Source organism: Rhodococcus oryzae (genome assembly GCF_005049235.1).
Lineage (GTDB): Bacteria > Actinomycetota > Actinomycetes > Mycobacteriales > Mycobacteriaceae > Rhodococcus_G > Rhodococcus_G oryzae.
Genome location: NZ_SUMD01000005.1, coordinates 413,145 through 435,057, shown reverse-complemented (window position 1 = coordinate 435,057; position 21,913 = coordinate 413,145). Strand labels below are relative to the sequence as shown.

Annotated in this window: 18 protein-coding genes and 1 tRNA gene; 14 read left to right on the top strand and 5 right to left on the bottom strand. The window is 70.4% G+C overall.

The genetic code is table 11. The annotated features are described in order from the left end of the window. The first annotated feature begins 9 nt into the window (after positions 1–9). The 7 genes from FCG67_RS13540 (at position 10) to rdgB (ending at position 4,666) form a co-directional block, all read left to right on the top strand. Positions 10–444: a M67 family metallopeptidase gene (locus tag FCG67_RS13540; RefSeq protein ID WP_281282334.1), complete on the top strand. Its 435-nt coding sequence runs from the start codon at positions 10–12 to the stop codon at positions 442–444. 8 nt (positions 445–452) lie between these two features. Continuing rightward, positions 453–725 (top strand): MoaD/ThiS family protein, encoded by a 273-nt coding sequence (locus FCG67_RS13535; protein ID WP_072753433.1) that lies wholly within the window; start codon positions 453–455, stop codon positions 723–725. Between the two features lie 6 nt (positions 726–731). Beyond that, positions 732–1,694, top strand: a complete 963-nt coding sequence (locus FCG67_RS13530) for a cysteine synthase (RefSeq protein ID WP_136910250.1) — start codon at positions 732–734, stop codon at positions 1,692–1,694. Positions 1,695–1,709: 15 nt separating this feature from the next. Continuing rightward, positions 1,710–2,375, top strand: a complete 666-nt coding sequence (locus FCG67_RS13525) for a rhomboid family intramembrane serine protease (protein WP_136910249.1) — start codon at positions 1,710–1,712, stop codon at positions 2,373–2,375. Positions 2,376–2,482: 107 nt separating this feature from the next. Beyond that, positions 2,483–3,241: a cyclic nucleotide-degrading phosphodiesterase gene (locus FCG67_RS13520; protein ID WP_136910248.1), complete on the top strand. Its 759-nt coding sequence runs from the start codon at positions 2,483–2,485 to the stop codon at positions 3,239–3,241. A 26-nt stretch (positions 3,242–3,267) separates the two neighbouring features. After that, positions 3,268–4,056, top strand: coding sequence for a ribonuclease PH (rph, locus tag FCG67_RS13515; RefSeq protein ID WP_136910247.1), 789 nt, complete (start codon positions 3,268–3,270; stop codon positions 4,054–4,056). Further along, entirely contained in the window at positions 4,049–4,666 is a 618-nt protein-coding gene (rdgB, locus tag FCG67_RS13510; protein ID WP_136910246.1) for an RdgB/HAM1 family non-canonical purine NTP pyrophosphatase, read from the top strand. Before rph ends, rdgB begins: the two co-directional genes overlap by 8 nt. A 243-nt stretch (positions 4,667–4,909) precedes the next feature. Here rdgB and FCG67_RS13505 read toward each other — a convergent pair whose 3' ends face one another. The 3 genes from FCG67_RS13505 to FCG67_RS13495 all read right to left on the bottom strand — a co-directional run bounded on the left by FCG67_RS13505 (position 4,910) and on the right by FCG67_RS13495 (position 7,009). Next, positions 4,910–5,269: a DUF3817 domain-containing protein gene (locus FCG67_RS13505; RefSeq protein ID WP_027499786.1), complete on the bottom strand. Its 360-nt coding sequence runs from the start codon at positions 5,267–5,269 to the stop codon at positions 4,910–4,912. Continuing rightward, positions 5,266–5,661, bottom strand: a complete 396-nt coding sequence (locus FCG67_RS13500; RefSeq protein ID WP_077043785.1) for a transcriptional regulator — start codon at positions 5,659–5,661, stop codon at positions 5,266–5,268. Before FCG67_RS13500 ends, FCG67_RS13505 begins: the two co-directional genes overlap by 4 nt. 91 nt (positions 5,662–5,752) lie before the next feature. Continuing rightward, positions 5,753–7,009, bottom strand: a complete 1,257-nt coding sequence (locus FCG67_RS13495; protein WP_136910245.1) for an MFS transporter — start codon at positions 7,007–7,009, stop codon at positions 5,753–5,755. 163 nt (positions 7,010–7,172) lie between these two features. On the opposite strand from FCG67_RS13495, the gene FCG67_RS13490 reads away from it, so the two are divergent. The 4 genes from FCG67_RS13490 (at position 7,173) to FCG67_RS13475 (ending at position 8,963) form a co-directional block, all read left to right on the top strand. Next, positions 7,173–7,457, top strand: coding sequence for an ArsR/SmtB family transcription factor (locus FCG67_RS13490; RefSeq protein ID WP_136910244.1), 285 nt, complete (start codon positions 7,173–7,175; stop codon positions 7,455–7,457). Continuing rightward, entirely contained in the window at positions 7,454–7,846 is a 393-nt protein-coding gene (locus tag FCG67_RS13485) for a VOC family protein (protein ID WP_136910243.1), read from the top strand. The genes FCG67_RS13490 and FCG67_RS13485 overlap by 4 nt, the downstream gene beginning before the upstream one ends. A gap of 14 nt (positions 7,847–7,860) precedes the next feature. After that, entirely contained in the window at positions 7,861–8,505 is a 645-nt protein-coding gene (locus FCG67_RS13480; protein ID WP_136910321.1) for a DNA alkylation repair protein, read from the top strand. Between the two features lie 89 nt (positions 8,506–8,594). Further along, entirely contained in the window at positions 8,595–8,963 is a 369-nt protein-coding gene (locus tag FCG67_RS13475; protein ID WP_246045045.1) for a hypothetical protein, read from the top strand. A gap of 148 nt (positions 8,964–9,111) precedes the next feature. On the opposite strand, the gene FCG67_RS13470 is transcribed toward FCG67_RS13475, so the two are convergent. Both FCG67_RS13470 and FCG67_RS13465 read right to left on the bottom strand, forming a co-directional pair. After that, positions 9,112–9,196, bottom strand: a tRNA-Leu gene (locus FCG67_RS13470). 13 nt (positions 9,197–9,209) lie between these two features. After that, positions 9,210–9,836: a TetR/AcrR family transcriptional regulator gene (locus FCG67_RS13465; protein WP_136910242.1), complete on the bottom strand. Its 627-nt coding sequence runs from the start codon at positions 9,834–9,836 to the stop codon at positions 9,210–9,212. Between the two features lie 141 nt (positions 9,837–9,977). Between FCG67_RS13465 and FCG67_RS13460 the strand changes: the two genes are divergently transcribed. The 3 genes from FCG67_RS13460 (at position 9,978) to acpS (ending at position 21,803) form a co-directional block, all read left to right on the top strand. Next, entirely contained in the window at positions 9,978–11,477 is a 1,500-nt protein-coding gene (locus FCG67_RS13460) for an MFS transporter (protein ID WP_246045044.1), read from the top strand. A gap of 610 nt (positions 11,478–12,087) precedes the next feature. Beyond that, positions 12,088–21,387, top strand: coding sequence for a type I polyketide synthase (locus tag FCG67_RS13455; RefSeq protein WP_136910240.1), 9,300 nt, complete (start codon positions 12,088–12,090; stop codon positions 21,385–21,387). Beyond that, positions 21,387–21,803 (top strand): holo-ACP synthase AcpS, encoded by a 417-nt coding sequence (gene acpS, locus FCG67_RS13450; RefSeq protein WP_077042191.1) that lies wholly within the window; start codon positions 21,387–21,389, stop codon positions 21,801–21,803. The genes FCG67_RS13455 and acpS overlap by 1 nt, the downstream gene beginning before the upstream one ends. Positions 21,804–21,913: the final 110 nt, after the last annotated feature.

Below are 21,913 nucleotides of genomic sequence, written 5' to 3'. Positions count from 1 at the left end.
GAGGCGCAGGTGTTGGTGATCAGATCCGACCTCGTCGCGGCGATGGTCGCGCACGCTCGTGCCGATCACCCGGATGAGGCCTGCGGCATCATCGCCGGCCCCGAGGGCAGCGATCGGCCGCTTCGGCACGTCCCGATGATCAACGCCGAGCGCTCGCCGACCTTCTACCGCTTCGACTCCGGCGAGCAGTTGCGGCTCTGGCGTGCGATGGAGGCGGCCGACGAGGCTCCGGTGGTCATCTATCACTCGCACACCGCCACCGAGGCCTATCCCAGTCGTACCGACGTCTCCTTCGCCTCCGAACCCGACGCGCACTATGTGCTGATCTCCACCCGCGATCCGGAGGCGCACGAGCTGCGCAGCTACCGGATCGTCGACGGCGTGGTCACCGAGGAACCGGTCGACGTGGTGCCGAGCTACCCGTACGCACAGAACCCCAACTAGGAGCCCCGATGGCCGTCATCGTTTCCATCCCCACCATCCTCCGCAACCACACCGACGGTGAGAAGCGGGTGCAGGCAACGGGTTCCACCCTGGCCGCGGTCATCGACGACCTCGAGGCCAACCATGCCGGGCTCAAGGACCGGCTGATCAACGACGGTAAGCTGCACCGGTTCGTCAACGTGTATGTCAACGACGAGGACGTGCGCTTCTCCGGCGGACTCGACACCGAGGTGGCCGACGGGGACTCGGTCACCATCCTGCCCGCCGTCGCCGGAGGCTGATCCGAGGTGGCCCGGTACGACTCGCTGATCGAGACCCTGGGCGACACACCGCTGGTCGGGCTGCCGCACTTGTCCCCGCGCTGGACCGGCGAGGCGCCGGTGCGGCTGTGGGCCAAGCTGGAGGATCGCAATCCCACCGGCTCGGTGAAGGATCGGCCCGCGCTGCGGATGATCGAGCAGGCCGAGCGGGACGGACTGCTCACGCCCGGCGCCACCATCCTGGAGCCGACCAGCGGCAACACCGGGATCTCGCTGGCGATGGCCGCCAAGCTCAAGGGCTACCGGCTGATCTGTGTGATGCCGGAGAACACCTCGATCGAGCGCAGGCAGCTGCTGACCATGTTCGGCGCCGAGATCATCGACTCGCCCGCGCGCGGCGGCTCCAACGAGGCTGTGGCGCGCGCGAAGGCGATCGCCGCGGAGCACCCCGAGTGGGTGATGCTCTACCAATACGGAAACCCGGCGAATCCGGCCGCGCACTACGAGGGCACCGGACCGGAGTTGCTGCGCGACCTGCCGGAGATCACTCATTTCGTGGCCGGCCTCGGCACCACCGGCACCCTGATGGGTACGGGACGCTTTCTGCGCGAACACGTGCCGGGGATCGAGATCGTGGCCGCCGAGCCGCGCTACGGCGAACTGGTCTACGGCCTGCGCAACATCGACGAGGGCTTCATCCCCGAGCTGTACGACGAGTCGGTGCTCACCTCGAGGTTCTCTGTCGGCCCGTTCGACGCGGTGCGGCGGACGAGGGAACTGATCGAGCGGGAGGGCATCTTCGCGGGCGTCTCCACCGGGGCCGTCCTGCACGCGGCACTCGGGGTCGCGGCCAAGGCGGTCAAGGCGGGGGCCCGCGCCGACATCGCCTTCATCGTGGCCGACGGCGGCTGGAAGTATCTGTCCACCGGTGCGTACGCCGGTACCCTCGAGGAGGCGGAGGCGGCCCTGGAAGGGCAGCTGTGGGCGTGAGGGAAAGAGGTTCGGATGAGCACCCCGGGTGACCCGTTCAAGTACACCAACCCCGCTCTGTCGGTGCCGTCGAACCCGCCCGCGACCAAGCAGGCGGCCGAGCGCCCGGCGTGGCAGCAGGCGGCCGCGGTCATCGGCGGCTTCGTGATCGGGCTGTACGTCCTCGAGTTCATCGACATGCTCGTCAAGGGCAGCCTCGACAACGGCGGCATCCAGCCGCGGACCGTCGACGGTCTGTGGGGGATCGTCTTCGCGCCGGTGCTGCACGGCGGGTGGGCGCACCTGGTCGCGAACACCATCCCGCTGCTCGTGCTCGGATTCCTGGTCATGCTGTCGGGCATCGGACGCGGGCTCGCGGCCACCGGCATCATCTGGGTGATCGGCGGTGTCGGGGTGTGGCTGTTCGGCTCGGTGAACAACCATCTCGGCGCCTCGGTGCTCGTGTTCGGCTGGCTGACCTACCTGATCACCCGCGGCATCTTCGCCCGGCATTTCGGGCAGATGGCCCTCGGGCTGGTCGTTCTGGTGATCTACGGCGGGGCGTTGTGGGGCGTGCTGCCCGGCCAGCCCGGGATCTCCTGGGAAGGGCACCTGTTCGGCGCGATCGGCGGCGTCGTCGCCGCCTGGGTGCTGGCCTCCGATGTCCGCAAGGCGCGCGAGGCGAAGGCGTTGAACCGGTAGCGAACGCGCAGGTGTGACGCCCGGCGCAGCGGATCACGGGGCCGCATTTGGTCTCGATTCCACCCGAAGCTTTTTCCGGATCAGGTGGTCGTGGCAGCATGGGAAACATGCGCATCACCGTCCTGGGTTGTTCGGGCAGCGTCGGGGGTCCCGACTCGCCCGCCTCGGGCTACCTCTTGACCGCTCCGGACACCCCTCCCGCGGTCCTCGACTTCGGCCCCGGCGTGCTCGGAGCGTTGCAGCGCTACGCCGACCCCGGTCAGGTGTCGATCTTCCTGACCCACCTGCACGCGGATCACTGCCTCGACCTGCCGGGGCTGCTGGTGTGGCGTCGGTACCACCCCAATCCGCCTGCCGGCCGGGCCGTCGTCTGCGGACCGACGGACACCGCCTGTCGGATCGGCGCCGCGTCCTCGGAGTGCGGCGGCGAGTACGACGACATCTCCGACACGATCGATCTGCGCGCCTTCACCGACGGCGGATCCATGAGCCACGGCGCGCTGACCGTCACCTCGCGCCGGGTGTTCCATCCGCCGGAGGCGTACGGGTTGCGGATCAGCGACCCCGCGGGCCGGACCCTCGTCTACACCGGCGACACCGGGATGTGCGACGAGGTGGTCGAGCTGTCCCGCGACGCGAATGTACTGCTGGCCGAGGCCTCCTGGACGCATCACCCCGACCGCCCGAAGGGCATCCACCTCTCCGGTACCGAGGCCGGACAGGTCGCGGCCAGGGCGGGGGTCGGCGAGCTGCTGCTCACGCACATCCCGCCGTGGACCTCCCGCGAGGACGTCATCGCCGAGGCCAAGGCCGAGTTCCCCGGACCCGTTCACGCCGTCTCGCCCGGGGACGTCTTCGAGATCTGAGTCGCGGGACGTCTAGGCTTGCGCCCGTGAGCAGACGACTGGATGGCAGGGCGGACGACGAACTCCGCGAGGTACGGATCACCCGGGGCTTCACGAGCCATCCGGCCGGATCGGTTCTCGTCGAATTCGGTGGCACCCGCGTGATGTGCACCGCGAGCGTCGAGGAGGGCGTGCCGCGCTGGCGCAAGGGCTCCGGCCTCGGCTGGCTGACCGCCGAGTACGCGATGCTGCCCGCCGCGACCCACACCCGCAGCGGCCGCGAGTCGGTCAAGGGCAAGGTCGGCGGACGCACCCAGGAGATCAGCAGGCTGGTCGGCCGCTCGCTGCGCGCCTGCATCGACCTCGCCGCGATCGGCGAGAACACCATCGCCATCGACTGCGACGTGCTGCAGGCAGACGGCGGCACCAGGACCGCCGCGATCACCGGCGCCTACGTCGCGCTGGCGGACGCCGTCACCTACCTGCGTGCGGCCGGCCGGCTGGCCGACCCGCAGCCGCTCTCCTGCGCGATCGCCGCGGTCAGCGTCGGCGTCGTCGACGGCCGGGTTCGGCTTGACCTGCCCTACGAGGAGGATTCGCGCGCCGAGGTCGACATGAACGTCGTCGCGACGGACACCGGCACTCTCGTCGAGGTGCAGGGCACCGGAGAGGGCGCGACCTTCCCGCGCACCACGCTGGACAAGCTGCTCGACTCGGCACTGGCCGGCTGCGAGCAGCTGTTCGAGGTGCAGAAGCAGGCGCTCGCGCTGCCGTACCCGGGCGAGCTGCCCGAGCCGAAGGAGTCCGAGGCGGCGAAGAAGAAGTTCGGTGCCTGAGGCCGTCCGACTACTCGTCGCGAGCCGAAACGCGAAGAAGCTCAAGGAGCTTCGGCGCGTGCTCGAGGCGGCCGGGGTCAGCGGCATCGACCTCGTCGGCCTCGACGAGGTGCCGCCGTTCCCGGAGGCGCCGGAGACCGCGGCGAGCTTCGAGGGCAACGCGCTGGCCAAGGCCCGCGACGGCGCCGCGGCCACCGGGCTGCCGTGCGTCGCGGACGATTCGGGGCTCGAGGTGGACGCGCTGAACGCGATGCCGGGGGTGCTGTCGGCGCGGTGGTCGGGCGGACACGGTGACGACGCGGCGAACACCGCACTGGTGCTCGCGCAGCTGTCCGACATGCCGGACGAGCGCAGGGGAGCGGCCTTCGTCTCCGCCTGTGCCCTCGTGGTGCCCGGCGGCGACGAGTCGGTGGTGCGCGGAACGTGGCCAGGCACCATCGCCAGGGAGCCCCGCGGCGACGGTGGATTCGGTTACGACCCGGTGTTCGTGCCGGAGGGGGAGTCGCGCTCGGCGGCGCAGCTGACCCCCGAGGAGAAGGACGCGGCCTCGCACCGCGGCCGGGCGCTGGCGCAGCTGGTGCCCGCGATCGCCGCGCTGGCCGGCAGCTAGGTTCCGCCCGTCCGTCGAGTGTGCAGTTCCGCGCGTCCCCTTTCGGGCGATGCGTCGGAAGGTGCACACTCGACGGGCCAGCGGGGCGGCCTGCGCCCCGACCATCGCTGTGAGGACGTGCAGATGTCGCCGATGATGATTCCCGTGACGCCGCAGGGCTGGATCACGTACCTGATCGCGTACCTGACGGGTCAGCCCGTGATCCTGGGCGGCGGCGGGTCCTAGGGCATCGCCGCCGGGCGATCAGACGCCGAAGTCGCGCTTGACCTGCTGGGTGCGCCAGTGCTCGACGAAGAACGACAGGAACGGGACGGTGCCCGCGAGCAGGGTGCCGATGGTCCGGCCGACGGGCCAGCGCACCTTCACCGCGAGGTCCATCGTCAGGATCAGGTAGACGAAGTAGACCCAGCCGTGCACGATCGCGATCCAGCTCGGCAGGTTGTCCACCTTGAACACGTACTTCGCGACCATTTCCGCGGTGAGCACGAGCAGCCAGATGCCGGTGGCGTAGGCGAGGACGCGGTAGCGCAGCAGCGCCGAGGCGATCTTCTTGGTGTCGCGAACTTCGGTCGCGGTGACGGTCTCGTCGGGGGCCGTGCTCACGTGCTGCTCCTATCGGCCTCGCCGGCTCTGAGCTGCGCGAGGTAGTTGTTGTACGCCTGGTGGGCTTCGTCGTCCGGGTTGTCCGCATCCAGCTTCTGGTCGCCCGACCGGGTGCGCGTGGGCAGCACGTCGGCGGGGATCTCGCGGACCTCCGAGGCGGAGGCCGCGTCCTCGGACGGGTCGCGGTCCTCGAGCTGCACGAACCGCCGATAGGCGTACACCACGAACGCCGCGAACAGCGGCCACTGGAAGGCGTAGCCCAGGTTCTGCCCGGTGCCGCCGACGGCCTCGAAGCGAGTCCACTGCCACCAGCCGAGCGCGAGACACCCGGCCGCAGCGATGACGACGAAGAGAATCAGCGCTGGTCTGCGACGGGAGGGTGAACTGGCCACACAACGACGGTACCCGAGCCGTCGGAGCCGCCGGTACTGAGCCGGGGAGGCGTGGATCACCCTCCTCCCGGCCCCGCGAGCGGGACCGTGGTCAGGACACTCCCTTGATCCGGGTGACCAGCAGGGCCCCGATCAGCGCGCTGATCGCGGCGAAGGTGAAGAGCAGCGGATAGTTCTTGTCGGGCCCCACGGCCAGGATCAGCGGCGCGATGGCAGGCGCCAGCGACTGCGGCAGCGTGTTCGCGATGTTGATGACGCCGAGGTCCTTCGCCGCGGTCTTCGGATCGGGAAGCACCTCGGTGACCAGCGCCATGTCCACCGCGAAGAACAAACCGGTGCCGATCCCGAGGAGGAGCTCGGCGACCATCACCATCGCGAAGCTGTCCGCGATGGCCAGGACCGCGAGTCCGGCCGACAGCATGAGTGCCGACCCGATCACGAAGGCCTTGCGGCGTGCCGCCCGGTCTGAGATGTAGCCGCCGACGGCAGCGGCGATCGCCGTGCAGGTGTAGCTGACGCCGACCAGGGTCGCGAGTGCGGTGGCTGCCTCGTCGGTGGAGAGGTCGAGCCGATCCTGCAGGAAGAACAACAGGAACGTCATCGGCATCGAGACGCCGAGCATGACCAGGAACCTGGTGAGCCAGGCGTATCCGAAGTCCGGGTGGAGCCGCGGATTGACCCAGAAGCTGCCCGCGAACATCCGCAGCGAGAACCGATCCCGGGGGGCGGGCGCCTGCGGGTCGGGGAGGGTGACCGCGAAGGCGGTGATCAGGATCAGGCCGACCACGGCGGGCACCAGAATCTTCGCGGTTCCCGGCACCACGGTGACCAGCGCGACGCCGACGATGAGCGCCAGCATCTGACTGAATCCCATTGCGCCCGAGGCCAATCCTCGTTGGGCGGGGGGAACGTGATCGGGGATGGTCGCCGTCAACGCGGCCATCACCCCGTTGAAGGCCAGCTGCGCCAGGCACCATCCGACGAGCAGCACCGGGATCGACGGCGCGAACGCCACGATCGTCAGGCCCGCCGTGCCCACCACGGCACCGCCGATCAGCCACGGCCTGCGCCGTCCGAAACGCGAGGACGTCCGATCGGAGAGGCGGCCGGCGAGCGGGTTCCCGATCAGTGCGAGAAAGGCGCCGACCCCGAGTACCAGGCCGAGGGTGTTCTCCTTCTGTGCCGGATCGAGGTGCTCGACGCGCAGTTGCAGCGTGACAACCACCGGCGTGAGCACGGAGAGGAAGAGTCCCAGGTTCGCCATCGCCAGCCTGGCGGGAAACGCCCGCGGTGACCCACCCAGATCCGATTGACTGGCTTCGAGCCCCTCGGCACCAACGGCTGTCATTCGGCATCTCCCGCTTCGATTCGGCGGTGCCGCGCTCGACACCGCAACGGAGTATGGCTAATGGGCCGAGTGTGCGGTAGGTGACGTTATAGAAATGTTACCTACCGGGCAAAGGGTCCACGAGGGCTTGATATGCAAGCGTTGACTTGCCTATGGTGGGGTCGTGGTCAACGTCTATCGCGCTCTCGACGACGAGACGAGGCGCGTCATCCTCGACGAACTGGCGGCGAGCGACGGCCAGACGCTGTTCGAGATCTGTTCCCTGCTCACGGTGCGGCACGGTCTCGGCCTCACGCGTCAGGCGATCTCTCAGCACCTCGGCGTGCTCGAGTCGGCGGGGCTGGTCGTGACGGAGCGGCGTGGACGATCCAAATTTCATTACTTCAATTCCGAGCCACTCGCCGAGATCAGCAGACGATGGCCTGTCCGAGAGAGCGACGATCAATGAGAATCAATCTGACGAGTTTGTTCGTCGACGACCAGCGAGCGGCCCTCGCCTTCTATACCGAGGTGCTCGGCTTCACGAAGCACCACGACATTCCGCTCGGCGACGATTCGTGGCTCACGGTCGTGTCGCCCGAATCGCCCGACGGCCCGCAACTCCTGCTGGAGCCGGCGCGCCACCCGGCGGTGAAGCCGTACCGGGATGCACTCGCCGAGGACGGTATTCCGCTCGCACAGTTCGCCGTCGACGACGTCGAGGCCGAGCATGCCCGGCTGACCGGAAGGGGCGTGGTGTTCACACAGCCGCCGACCGATATCGGGTCCGCGGTCGTGGCCGTCTTCGACGACACCTGCGGGAACCTCATCCAGATCATCACGGAGAAGTCGGCGTGACCCTGGCCGAGGTGATGTCCGAGCTCGCCGCGCTCGAGGACCCGAAGGCGCGCGCGGTGAACGAGAAGCACGGTGACGATCACGGTGTGAACCTCGGCAAACTGCGCGCGATCGCGAAGCGGCTGAAGACGCAACAGGAACTCTCGCGCCAGTTCTGGGCGACGGGGGACACCGCGGCGAGACTGCTGGCGATCCTGATCTGCCGCCCGAAGGCGTTCGAACGTGACGAGTTGGACGGCATGTTGTGTGAGGCGCGCACCCCCAAGGTGCACGACTGGCTCGTGAACTATGTGGTGAAGAAGAACCCGCACTGCGAAGAGTTGCGTGTGGCCTGGTTCGCCGATCCGGATCCCGTTGTTGCGAGTGCCGGCTGGGCGTTGACCACCGAACGGGTTGCGAAGAAGCCTGAGGGTCTCGACCTGCCGGGACTACTGGACATCATCGAGGCGGAGATGAGCGACGCCCCGGCTCGGCTGCAGTGGGCGATGAACCACTGCCTTGCTCAGATCGGGATCGAGCACGCCGAGTTCCGTACTCGGGCAATCGATATCGGTGAGCGCCTGGAGGTGCTCATGGACTACCCGACGCCGCCGAACTGCACGTCGCCGTTCGCGCCCATCTGGATCACCGAGATGGTGCGGCGGCAGCAGCTCCGGTGATTCGTCTGGAAACGACGCGTGGTCACGAACTGTTCGAGTTCGTGACTCTCCATGGAGTTGGCTAGGCGCCCACACGTCACAAAGGAAGAATGGCTCAGGTGCCTGAAGTAGCTCGCAAGCGCCGCACCCAACCGCCACCGCCCCATGTCCTCTACGAAGCCCTGACCAATCCCGATCGCGACCCGACCCGTCCATGGCTACTTCTCCACGACGACGAACAACGCCCCTCGATCGCCGAATCCGTCGAGCCGAACCTCGTCGTGTGGACCTCGCTCTGGCTACTGCGCCCAGACGCCAACATTCGATTCGACATCGACGGACCGCCGCGTGGCAGTGCAACGTTGACCTGGACGCTGATCCTCGAGAATCCGGTCCCCGACGTCGCGACGATCATTCGAATGCGCAAGCGGCTGAACGAACTCATCAACGCCAACTTGCGGTTCACCTTCGGTCAATAGGTGCAATTCGCGCAGTTCGAGCGGAGGCGTGAACCTCAACTCCCCGAATCTCGGGGGCGAACGCCCCGCGGCTTGTCGCCAAGAAGAAGCGAGGCCACGACCTCTTTCGAGTTCGTGGCCTCGTGTGTGCAGTTCGTGGAACTGCTCGTGGTGCGCGAGGGGGGACTTGAACCCCCACGTCCTGAGACACCAGGACCTAAACCTGGCGCGTCTGCCAATTCCGCCACTCGCGCGTGCCGAAACAGACTACTTCACGGCGTCCTCGGTGGGCACGAGCAGCGTCATGAGCAGGTCCAGTTGCTGCTCGCGTGAGGCGACGCCGAGGGTGTGACCGACCATCCGCTCCTGTGAGGCGCGCATGTAGCAGCCACTGACCAGCGTGTAGGCGACCGTGTCCGGCTCGACGTCGGCGCGCACGACGCCGAGGCGCTGCTGCTGCTCGAGGTAGGCGCCCAACATCGTGATCCCGCGATGCGGGCCGAGGTCATTCTCCCGCATGTGTGCGCCGAGCGCATCACGCAGGTCGGCGTCCGACTGCGCCGCGGTGAGCACATCCACGGCCGGGTCCAGGAAGGCCTCGACCGCAGCCATGAACCCGGCAAGGGTGCCGCGCAGGTCGGTCCCGCCGTATCCCCGCTGGTTGAGGTCGGCCAGCGGGCGCAGCCCCCGCTCGAACACCGCCAGCAGCAGGCCGAAGCGGTCGGTGAAGTGGTAGTAGATGCTGCCCTCGGACACCCCGGCCCGCCTCGCGACCTCGCGGGTGGTCAGCTTCGCGACGCCGCGTTCGCGCAGCACAGCGAGGGTCGCGGACAGGATCTCCTCGCGGCCGCCTGAGGGTGGCCGGCCGCGGCGCGGGGCGGGTGCGGTGGTCATGGTGAGCCGAGCCTACCGGGCACGAAAAGATTATTGAGTAAACGCTCAGAAATGATGCTATTTTTGAGTGCACACTCAGGAAAGGGGTGGGTCATGGCTCGGAAATGGTGGACCCTGATTGCCGTATGCACAGGGGTGTTCATGCTCTTGCTCGACGTGACGATCGTGAACGTCGCGCTGCCCGACATCCAGCGCGAGTTCGGCGCCTCGCTCACCGATCTGCAATGGGTGATCGACGCCTACGCGCTCACCCTCGCGGCCTTCCTGCTCACCGCGGGGACGATCGCGGACAAGTACGGCAGGCGGCTGGTCTTCGCGGTCGGCCTCGTCGTGTTCACCGTCGGTTCGCTGCTGTGCGGGGTGGCCAACTCGCTGGTGCTGCTGTCCGCCTCGCGGGCGGTTCAGGGCGTGGGCGGCGCGATCATGTTCGCGACGTCCCTGGCGTTGCTGGCGGGCGCGTTCGCGCCGCGTGAGCGGGGCGTCGCCTTCGGCGTGTTCGGCGCCGTCACCGGTGTGGCGGTGGCGGTGGGTCCGGTGCTAGGCGGGGCGCTCACGAGCGGGTTGTCCTGGCGGTGGATCTTCTTCGTCAACCTCCCGATCGGGATCGCGGCGCTGGCGGTGACGCTGCTGCGGGTCGACGAGTCGCGGGCGCCGACCGCGCACCGGGTGGACTGGGCTGGCTGCGTGACCTTCAGTGCCGCGCTGGGCGCGCTGGTGTTCGGGCTGATCCGTAGCCACGTCGACGGCTGGGGGTCGGTCACGGTGGCGGGTTCGCTGGTGGCCTCCGTGGTCCTCCTCGTGGCCTTCGTCATTATCGAAAAGACCACGGCCGCACCGATGTTGGACCTCAGCCTGCTGAAGGTGCCGACCTTCGGCGGCGGGTTGATCGCCGCGTGGGCCATCTCCGCCTCGCTGTTCTCGCTGCTGACCTACCTGGTGATCTTCCTGCAGGGCATCCAGGGCTACTCGGCGGTCGAGACCGGGCTGCGGTTCCTGCCGCTGACCCTGGCGATCTTCGTGACCGCGGGAGTGGCAGGCCGGCTCAGTGATGTGGTCCCGGTGCGCTGGCTGATCGGTCCCGGGTTCGTGTTGGTCGCGGCCGGACTGTGGCTGATGCGCGACGTCGACCCGGCGGGCAGTTGGACCCAGTTCGTCCCGGGCTTCCTCGTCGCCGGCGCGGGGGCCGGGCTCATCAACCCGCCGCTCGCCTCGACCGCGGTCGGCGTCGTCGAGCAGGACCGTGCGGGCATGGCCTCGGGCATCAACTCGACATTCCGACAGGTCGGCATCGCAACCGGCGTCGCAGCCCTCGGCAGCCTGCTGGCCTCGCGGATGGACGACTCTGTGCGTACCGCGCTGTCCGAGGGTCCGCTCGCGGGCCGAGCGGGGGAGTTCGCGGACGCGGTCAGCAGCGGCAGCACGGCGTCGGCGATCGGTTCGATGCCGCCCGAACTCCGAGGGCTCGCGGCGCAGGCCGCCGGCACCGGATACGCGGAGGCGCTCGACAGCATCCTGCTGATCGGTTCGGCGACCGCGGCGCTGGCGGCGGTCGCGACGCTGCTGCTCATCCGGTCCCGCGACTTCGTCGAGGCGCCGGGGGAACTGGAGTCGGGCGAGCGCGCGACCGCGGTCCCTGTCTGAGGTTCCGGTCAACGGGGCGTGGTCCCGGCCGTGTTGCGCGGTCGGGGCCGCGCCCGAATTGGTAGAGCTGACGGCATGGGAACACTCACGGTCACCGACAGCGCTCTCTGCCTGACCCTCTCGGCGCCGCGTGGGATACGTGCGCCGGGGCTGGGGGTGCCTGGATGGCGCAAACTCGGCACCTGGCGCGCGCGGGGTCGCCGCGAGTTCGCCGATGTGCGCAGAGGACAGCCGGCGGTGCGGTCGACATGGCGGGTCAGCCGTTCGCCGCGCTCGTGGTCGGAATCGACGATCCGCAGGCCTCGCGCGGCGGAGCCTTTTATAACGAGTTGGTAACGATCAATATGAGGGGTTCCTCAGGTTTCGTGTCGGGTCGTTCTCGGCCCGGCCAGCGCGTTCTCTCCTTACCCGCGAGTCACTTGTGAAGCCGATTTGTGAGCTGCATCACGCCTACTACCTGGTAGAACGCTTGTCCAGGTCGCAAACGTGAGGAAATCCTCACCATTCTGTGCGAGCCTGATCGCGTCCCCGAAGATCCGTCCGTGGCCTGCCGATGGCCGCGTGTGGCCCGAGATCTCGGTGGGCATCGACCAGGAGAGGACAGTCAATCGTGACGATCGACGAGAGCACGCCGGTGGGTAAGGGAAGCGGCACCGGAGGGTCGCGGATCTCTGCGCGCGCCGGGTCTCCGAAGTCCGCGCTGCGCGATCGGCTCGTGGCCGGTGAGCCGTACGCGCTTGCATTCGGCGGCCAGGGCGCGGGGTGGCTGGCCCCTCTCGAGGAGCTGATCCGCGACAACGGCCTCGAGCCCGACATGACCGACCTCGTCAACGAGGCGGCCGCACTTCTCGCGCCCGTCGCGCAGGACTTGCTCGTGGTCCGCCCCGCGGGCTTCGACCCCATCGGCTGGATCCTCGAGCGGGACGTCGTGGACGAGGACGTCGCCCCGGCTGGTCCCTCTGCCGCGGCGCTCACCTCCGCCTCGGTCTCGCTGCCCGGCGTCTTCCTCGCGCAGCTCGCCGCCCTGCGGTCGCTGCGCCTGCAGGGCCTCGACCCCGTCCAGAACCCGCCGGTCGCCGTGATCGGCCACTCGCAGGGCATGCTCGGCGTGCAGGCCGTCGCCGACGGCGGCGCCACCGATGGCTCCCTCCTGGCCATCGCGCAGCTGATCGGCGCGGCCGCGGTCCTGGTCGGCCGCCGTCGGGGCGTCATCGGCGGCGCCGAGCGCGCCCCCATGCTCGCCATCTCCGATGTGGACCCGGATCGCATCCAGGCCATCGTGGACGAGGTCGCCGCGGGCGTCGACGCCGAGCGCGCCGCCGTGATGGCCATCCGCAACGGCCGTCGCCGCGTCGTGGTCTCCGGGACCCCGGCGCAGCTGGCCCGCGTCCAGCAGCGTGCCGAGCAGATCGCCGAGGACGAGGCGCGCGAGCGCGACGCCAAGAAGCGTGGCGGCGCCGTGTTCTCTCCGGTCTTCGAGCCGCTCGCGGTGGAGATCGGCTTCCACCACCCGGCGCTCGCGGATGCGGTCGACACGGTCGGTGCCTGGGCCGTCCGTTGCGGACTCGACCCCGAGCTCGCCAGCAAGCTGGCCGGCCTCTGCCTCGTCGACCCGGTCGACTGGGTCGCAGCCGTGGACTCCGTGGTCGACGCGGGCGCGGCCTGGGTCCTGGACCTCGGTCCCGGCGACCTGCTCACCCGCATGACCGCCGGTTCACTGCGCGGGCACGGCGTCGGCATCGTCGCGGCGTCCACGCGCGTGGGCCAGCGCCACCTCATCACCCCGGGCGCGGCGCCCGAGGTGGAGAAGGCCTGGAGCGAGTTCAAGCCGACCCTGGTGTCGCTGCCCGACGGCAAGGTCGGCGTCGAGACCGCGTTCACCCGGCTGACCGGGCGCTCACCGATCCTGCTCGCAGGCATGACCCCGACCACCGTCGACGCGAAGATCGTCGCCGCGGCGGCCAACGCGGGCCACTGGGCCGAGCTGGCCGGCGGTGGCCAGGTCACCGAGAAGATCTTCACCGACCGGGTCGCCGAGCTGCAGACCCTGCTCGAGCCCGGCCGCGCGGTCCAGTTCAACTCGCTGTTCCTTGACCCGTACCTGTGGAAGCTCCAGCTCGGCGGCAAGCGGCTGGTGCAGCGGGCGCGCTCCGCGGGCGCCCCGATCGACGGCGTCATCGTCACTGCAGGCATCCCCGAGCTGGAGGAGGCCGTCGCGCTGATCGAGGAACTGTCCGAGGTCGGCATCGGCCACGTCGCATTCAAGCCCGGCACGGTCGCCCAGATCCGCTCGGTCATCCGGATCGCCAACGAGGTCCCCGACTTCCCGGTGATCGTGCACATCGAGGGCGGCAAGGCAGGCGGGCACCACTCCTGGGAGGACCTCGACGACCTGCTCGTCAGCACCTACGCCGAGCTGCGTGCCCGGCCGAACCTGGTGATCTGCGTCGGCGGCGGCATCGGCACCCCGGAGCGGGCCGCCGACTACCTGACCGGACGCTGGTCCACCGAGGCCGGCTACCCGGCGATGCCGGTGGACGGCATCCTCGTGGGCACCGCGGCCATGGCGACGCTCGAGGCCACCACCGCCCCCGGTGTGAAGCAGCTGCTGGTGGACACCCCCGGCACCCCCGACTGGGTCGGGGCGGGCACCGCGACCGGCGGCATGGCCTCCGGCCGCAGCCAGCTCGGCGCCGACATCCACGAGATCGACAACGCCGCCTCGCGCACCGGCCGCCTGCTCGACGAGGTCGCCGGTGACGCCGACGCGGTCGCGCAGCGCCGCGACGAGATCATCGCCGCACTCGACATCACGGCCAAGCCGTACTTCGGCGACGTCGCCACAATGACCTACGAGCGCTGGCTGCGTCGCTACCTGGAGCTGGCCGTCGGGATCGACTCGGCCAAGACATTCGATTGCGGCACCGACTGGGCCGAGGCGTACGCAGACGCGACCGAGTCGGTCTGGCTCGACGGCACCTGGCGCGACCGCTTCGCCGAGATGCTGCGCCGCGCCGAGGCCCGGCTGCACCGCAACGACCGCGGCCCGATCCGGACCCTGTTCAACGACGAGCTGGTCCTCGAGCGCCCCGAGGCCGCGCTGTGCGCCCTCAAGGCCGCCTACCCGGACGCGGGCTCCGTCGTGCTGCACCCGGCCGACGTGCCGTTCTTCACCGCCCTGTGCAAGACCCCGGGCAAGCCGGTCAACTTCGTGCCGGTCATCGACAAGGACGTCCGCCGCTGGTGGCGATCGGATTCCCTGTGGCAGGCGCACGACCCGCGCTACACCGCCGACCAGGTGTGCATCATCCCGGGCACCGTCGCCGTCGCGGGCATCACCGAGGTGGACGAGCCGGTCGGTGACCTGCTCGACCGCTTCGAGCGGGCCACCACCGATGAGCTGCTGGCCGAGGGTGCCGCGCCGACCGCCGTCGCGAGCCGCAGGCACGCGGCCACGGCCCGCGGTCTGCTCGGTGTCGTGCTGTCCGCGCCCGACGTGCTGTGGGCCTCGCGCCTGACCCGCAACCCCGTGCACCGGCTCGGCGACCTCGCCGACTGGACGGTCGACGGCGACAGCGCCACGCACGCCCGGACCGGCGCCACCCTGCACGCCGTGGACGCGGAGCACGCCGAGCTGACCGTTCCGCTGCTCGCCGGCCGCGCCGTGCGGATCCGGATCACCGTGCCCGCCTCGACCCGCGACGGCGGCGCCCCGGTGGTGACCGCGGCGGACGCCGAGGCCGCCATGTCGGCGCTGCTCGGGGTCGCGGCAGGCCAGGACCTGCCCGCCGTCAAGAACGGTGTGGCGCGCGTCAACCTCGCCTGGGTGCCCGACCGGGTCGCCGACCACGCGGGCGTCACCGGCGCCGGGTTGCCCGAGTCGCTCGCCATCGGCACCAGCGCGGTGCCGGACGTCGTCGTCGGTGCCTGCTGGCCCGCCGTGTTCGCGGTGCTCGGTGCCGCCACCACGGCCGAGGGCGCGCACGTCATCGAGGGCATGCTCGACCTGGTCCACCTCGACCACGGCGTTGACCTCGTCGGGGCGATCCCGACCGAGACCAGCGTGCTCACCGTGAAGGCCGAGTCCGTCGCCGTCGTCGACACCGACATGGGTCGCGTCGTCGAGGTGCACGTCGAGGTGGGGGCCATGCGCGAGCACGGCACCGCCGCGCCGACCTTCGCAAAGTTGGTGGAGCGCTTCGCGATCCGCGGCCGCACCGGTGCCGGTGAGCTTGCCGACCCGGCGCGGGCAGGCGGCGCGCTGACCGACGCGGCCACCGACACCCCGCGTCGCCGTCGCCGCCAGGCCACGATCGTCGCGCCGCGGCACATGGGCGCCTTCGCTGGCGTCTCGGGAGACCACAACCCGATCCACACCTCCGACGCGGCCGCGCTGCTCGCCGGGCTCGGTAGCCCGATCGTGCACGGCATGTGGCTCTCCGCCGCGGCCCAGCAGGTCGTCACCGCCATCGACCCGTCGGCGGTCGTGCCGCCGCGCCGGCTGACCGCGTGGACCGCTCGTTTCCTCGGCATGGTCCGCCCCGGCGCCGAGATCGACGTCCGCGTCGACCGCATCGCCTATGACGGCGGCGCCGAGGTCATCGAGGTCGGTTGCCGGGTGGACGGCGACCTGGTGATGGTCGCCTCCGGCCGCACCGCCGCGCCGAAGACCGTGTACGCCTTCCCCGGCCAGGGCATCCAGCGCCCCGGCATGGGCCTCGACGCCCGTGCCCGGTCCAAGGCCGCGCGGGAGATCTGGGACCGCGCCGACAAGCACACCCGTGAGGCGCTCGGCTTCTCGATCCTGGCCGTTGTCCGCGACAACCCGACCGTTCTCAAGGCGCGTGGGGTCACCCACAAGCACCCGGACGGCGTGCTGCACCTGACCCAGTTCACCCAGGTCGCCATGGCCGTGCTCGGCGTCGCCCAGGTGGCGGAGCTGCGCGAGGCCGGCGCCTTCGTGGAGGACTCGCTGCTGGCCGGCCACTCCGTCGGCGAGTACAACGCGCTCGCGGCGGTCGCCGGGGTGCTGCCGCTCGAGGCGGTGCTCGAGGTCGTCTTCCAGCGCGGGTCCGCGATGCACGCCCTCGTGCCCCGCGACGAGGCAGGGCGCTCGAACTACCGGCTGGCCGCGATCCGGCCGTCGCAGATCGGCGTCGCGGACGAGGACCTCGCGGAGTTCGTGGCTGGCGTCGCCTCGGAGACCGGCGAGTTCCTCGAGATCGTGAACCTGAACCTGCGCGGCTCGCAGTACGCGATAGCAGGCACCGTCGCCGGTCTGGACGCCCTCGAGGTCGAGATCGACACCCTCCGTGAGGCTTTCGGCGGCAAGCGGGCCTACATCCAGATCCCCGGCATCGACGTGCCGTTCCACTCCACGGTGCTGCGCGGCGGCGTGGACGACTTCCGCGAACGGCTGCTCGCGCTGCTGCCGCAGGAGATCGATCCCGCGATCCTGATCGGGCGGTACATCCCGAACCTGGTGCCGAAGCCCTTCTCGCTCGAGCGTGAGTTCGTGCAGGAGATCGCGGACCTGGTGCCCTCGGAGCAGCTGGCCGTCGTGCTCGCCGACTTCGATGCACACGCCGCCGACCCGTCCGCGCTGACCCGCGTGGTGCTCGCCGAGCTGCTGGCCTGGCAGTTCGCCAGCCCGGTCCGGTGGATCGAGACGCAGGACCTGCTCTTCCGCGACGAGGCCGACGGCGGCCTCGGGGTCGAGCGCTTCGTCGAGATCGGTCTCGGCGCGGTGCCCACCGTGGCGAACCTGGCCTCGCAGACCCTCAAGCTGCCCGGTCGTTTCGGCAACCCGGTCGAGGTGCTCAACATCGAGCGCGAGGCGGGCATCGTCTTCTCGACCGACACCGACCCGGCGCCCGTCGAGGACGACGAGCCGGTTGCGGAAGCGGCCGCGGAGGCACCCGCCGCCGCAGCGGTCCCCGCACCCGTCGCCGCCCCTGCGGCAGCCACCGGCGGCCCGCGCCCCGACGACATCGCGTTCTCGGCCTCGGACGCCACCGCCGTGCTCATCGGGCTGTGGACCAAGCTGCGCCCCGACCAGATCGGCCCCGTCGACACCATCGAGGCGCTCTGCGACGGCGTGTCCTCGCGCCGCAACCAGCTGCTCGTCGACCTCGGCGCGGAGCTGTCCCTCGGCGCCATCGACGGCGCGGCGGATGCCGACATGGGCTCGCTCGCGGTCACCGTCAACAAGCTGGCTCGCACCTACAAGCCGTTCGGCCCGGTGCTCACCGACTCGGTGAACGACCACCTGCGCAAGGTGTTCGGACCCTCGGGCCGTCGCCCCGCCGCCATCGCGGAGCGGGTCGCGAAGGTGTGGGAGCTCGGATCCGGCTGGGCCAGCCACGTCACCGCTGAGGTGGCGCTCGGCACCCGCGACGGGTCGAGCGTTCGCGGTGGGGCGCTCGGCGGCCTGCACGAGGGCGCCCTCTCCGACGGCGCCGCGGTGGACGCGGTGATCGACGCCGCCGTCCAGTCCGTCGCCTCCCGTCGGGGCGTCGCCGTGTCGCTGCCCGCCACCGGTGGCGGGGCAGGCGGCACCGTGGACGCCGCCGCGCTCGGCGAGTTCACCGAGCACATCACCGGCCGCAACGGCGTGCTCGCCTCCGCGGCCCGGCTGGTGCTCGAGCAGCTCGGACTGGTCGACGAGGTCGCCTCCGGCCCCGCCGACACCGACTCCGAGCTGGTGGACCTGGTGTCCGCCGAGCTGGGCTCGGACTGGCCGCGACTGGTCGCGCCTGCCTTCGACGCGCGCAAGGCCGTCCTGATCGATGACCGGTGGGCGACCGCCCGCGAGGACCTGGCCCGGCTGTGGATCGGCGACCACGCGACCGTGGTCTCCGTGACCGAGGCGGACTTCACCGGCGCGGGCAGCGCCGTGGCCGCACATGCGGACTGGTGGCGTCAGCGCGCCGAGGCCGAGGGCCGTGAGGAACTCGTCCAGGCGTACGCCGACATCGCGACGGCGGCCGCCGTCGCCGACGACCAGCCCGGCATCTGGGCCGACCAGGTGGCCGTCGTCACGGGAGCCAGCAAGGGTTCCATCGCGGCCTCGGTCGCGGGTGGCTTGCTGCGCGGCGGCGCGACGGTCTTCGTGACCACCTCGCGCCTGGACTCCGAGCGGCTCGGTTTCTACCGGAAGCTGTACCGCGCCAACGCCCGTGCCGGTGCAGCCCTCTGGGTGGTGCCCGCCAACATGGCGTCCTACGCGGACGTCGACGCGCTGATCTCCTGGATCGGCGATGAGCAGACGGAGACCGCAGGCGGAGCCAAGAAGCTGGTCAAGGAGGCCGTCACCCCGACGATGCTCTTCCCGTTCGCCGCGCCCCGGGTCGGCGGCGAGCTCTCCGACGCGGGCGCCCGCGCCGAGATGGAGATGCGGGTCCTGCTGTGGTCGGTCGAGCGGCTGATCGGCGGGCTGTCGAAGATCGGCTACGACCGCGACGTCGACACCCACCTGCACGTGGTGCTGCCGGGCTCCCCGAACCGGGGCCTGTTCGGTGGTGACGGCGCCTACGGCGAGTCGAAGGCCGCGCTCGATGCGGTGGTCATGCGCTGGAACGCGGAGCGGACCTGGGCCGAGCGCGTCACCCTCGTGCACGCGCTGATCGGCTGGGTGCGCGGCACCGGGCTGATGGGCGGCAACGACCCGATGGTCGAGGCAGTCGAGGCCAAGGGTGTGCGCACCTGGTCCACCGACGAGATGGCCGAGCAGCTGCTGGCCGCCTGCACGCAGGAGACCGTCACCGCGGCCGCCGCGGCGCCGGTCCAGCTGGACCTGACCGGCGGCCTGGCGGAGGTCGACCTCGACCTGGTGGCCCTTGCCCGCGAGGCAGCCGACGCCGAGAAGGCGGCGGCCGAGGAGCCCGAGGAGGACACGGCCGACACCGTCGACGCGCTGCCCGCGCCGCCGCGGATCGGGGACGCCCCTGCCGCGCCGTCGTGGCCCGAGTTGGACGTAGACCCGTCCGACCTGGTGGTCATCGTCGGTGCCGGTGAGCTCGGACCCTACGGCTCGTCCCGTACCCGCTTCGAGATGGAGGTCGACGAGCAGCTCTCGGCGGCAGGCGTTCTCGAGCTGGCATGGAACACCGGTCTGGTCACCTGGGAGAACGACCCGGTCGCGGGCTGGTACGACACCGAGACCGGTGAACTCGTGCCGGAGGCGGAGATCGCCGAGCGCTACCACGACGCGGTCGTCGAGCGGTGCGGCATCCGCACCTACGTCGACGAGGGCGCCATGGTCGACAACACCGCGCCGCTGCTGACGTCGGTGTTCCTGGACAACGACCTGACCTTCGTGGTCGGCAGCGAGGCGGAGGCCAAGGCCTTCGTCGAGTCCGACCCCGAGCACACCGTCGCGGCGGCCGTGCCCGACAGCGGCGACTGGCAGGTCACCCGCCGGGCAGGCACCGAGATCCGGGTACCGCGCAAGGCGAAGCTCACCCGCACGGTGGGCGGGCAGATCCCGACCGGATTCGACGTCACCAAGTGGGGCATCCCCGCGGACATGGCCGGATCGGTGGACCGGGTCGGCCTGTGGAACCTGGTCACCACGGTGGACGCGTTCCTCACCGGGGGCTTCACCCCGTCGGAGCTGCTGCGCTGGGTGCACCCCTCCTCGGTGGCGAACACGCAGGGCACCGGCATGGGCGGCATGACGTCCATGCGCTCGCTCTACATCGACACCTTGCTCGGCGAGTCCCGCGCGAACGACATCCTGCAGGAGGCCCTGCCGAACGTCATCGCGGCGCACGTCGTCCAGTCCTACGTCGGCGGCTACGGCGCGATGGTGCACCCGGTCGCGGCCTGCGCAACGGCGGCGGTGTCCGTCGAGGAGGGCGTCGACAAGATCCGGCTCGGGAAGGCGCAGCTGGTGGTCGCGGGCGGATTCGACGACCTCGGCATCGAGGGCATCGTCGGCTTCGGCGACATGTCCGCGACGGCGAAGTCCGAGGACATGCTGGCGAAGGGGATCGACGAGCGTCGGTTCTCCCGCGCCAACGACCGTCGTCGCGGCGGCTTCGTCGAGTCCGCGGGCGGCGGCACCATCCTGCTGGCGCGGGGCGACCTGGCGCTGGAGATGGGCTTGCCGGTGCTCGGCGTGGTCGCGTGGGCCGGTTCGTTCGCCGACGGCGTGCACACGTCGATCCCGGCCCCCGGAATCGGCGCGCTCGGTGCCGGACGCGGCGGCCAGGACTCGCAGCTGGCGCTCTCGCTCAACGCGCTCGGTGTCACCGCGGACGACATCTCCGTGGTGTCCAAGCACGACACCTCCACGGCCGCAAACGATCCGAACGAGGCCGAGCTGCACGAGCGGCTCGGGGCGGCGCTGGGTCGCAGCGCGGGAGCCCCCCTGTTCGTGGTCTCGCAGAAGAGCCTGACCGGGCACGCGAAGGGCGGCGCCGCGGCGTTCCAGCTGATCGGCCTGTGCCAGGTGCTGGCCCAGGGCGTCATTCCGCCGAACCGCAGCCTGGACTGCGTGGACGACAAGATGGCCGAGTTCTCGCACCTGGTCTGGCCGCGCGAACCGCTTCGCTTCGGCGAGCGGCTCCCGCTCCGGGCGGGCCTGCTGACCAGCCTCGGCTTCGGTCACGTGTCCGGCCTGATCGCGGTGGTGCACCCGCAGGCGTTCGTCGAGTCGATCCCGGCGGCCGCGCGTGCGGACTACCTGGCGAAGGCTCAGGAGCGCACGATCGCCGGGCAGCGTCGACTCGCGTCGGCGATGTGCGGGGGAGCGGACCTGTACGAGCGGCCCGCGGACCGTCGCTTCGGCGGGGATGCGGTGCCCGCGAAGGCGGCTCGTCAGCTCGAGGCGGACATGCTGCTGCACGAGCAGGCCCGGCTCGGCGCCGACGATGTCTACCGATCCGGATTGCCGGGGTGCAAGTGATGGCCATCCTGGGAATCGGATACGACCTGGTCACCGTCACCGAGTTCGCGGAGCAGATGAACCGTCCGGGAACTGCCATGCTGTCCAGCTTCCGGCCGGGGGAGCGCCGCTACGCGGAGTCCAAGAGCCCCGACCCGGCCCGCCACTACGCGGTGCGCTGGGCGGCGAAGGAGGCGGTGATCAAGGCCTGGGCGTCGTCCCGGTTCGCCCGTCCGCCGTCAGTGGGTGACAACGCCTACGCGCAGATCGAGGTGGTCAACGACGCGTGGGGCCGGCCGAGCATCAAGCTGCACGACGAGGCCGCGGAGTTCCTGCCCGGCGCCATCATCCACCTGTCGCTGACACACGACGGCGACATGGCGGGCGCCATGGTCGTCATCGAGGAACCCGACCTGGTGGTGCCGGTCGCCGACTAGGCGAACGGACGACGGATTGACGAGGCCGACCCGCGGAGCGATCCGCGGGCCGGCCTCGTCCCTGTTCGGCGGCCTTGCACCTGACGCGGCGTGAGGTCCTAGCGTGGCGG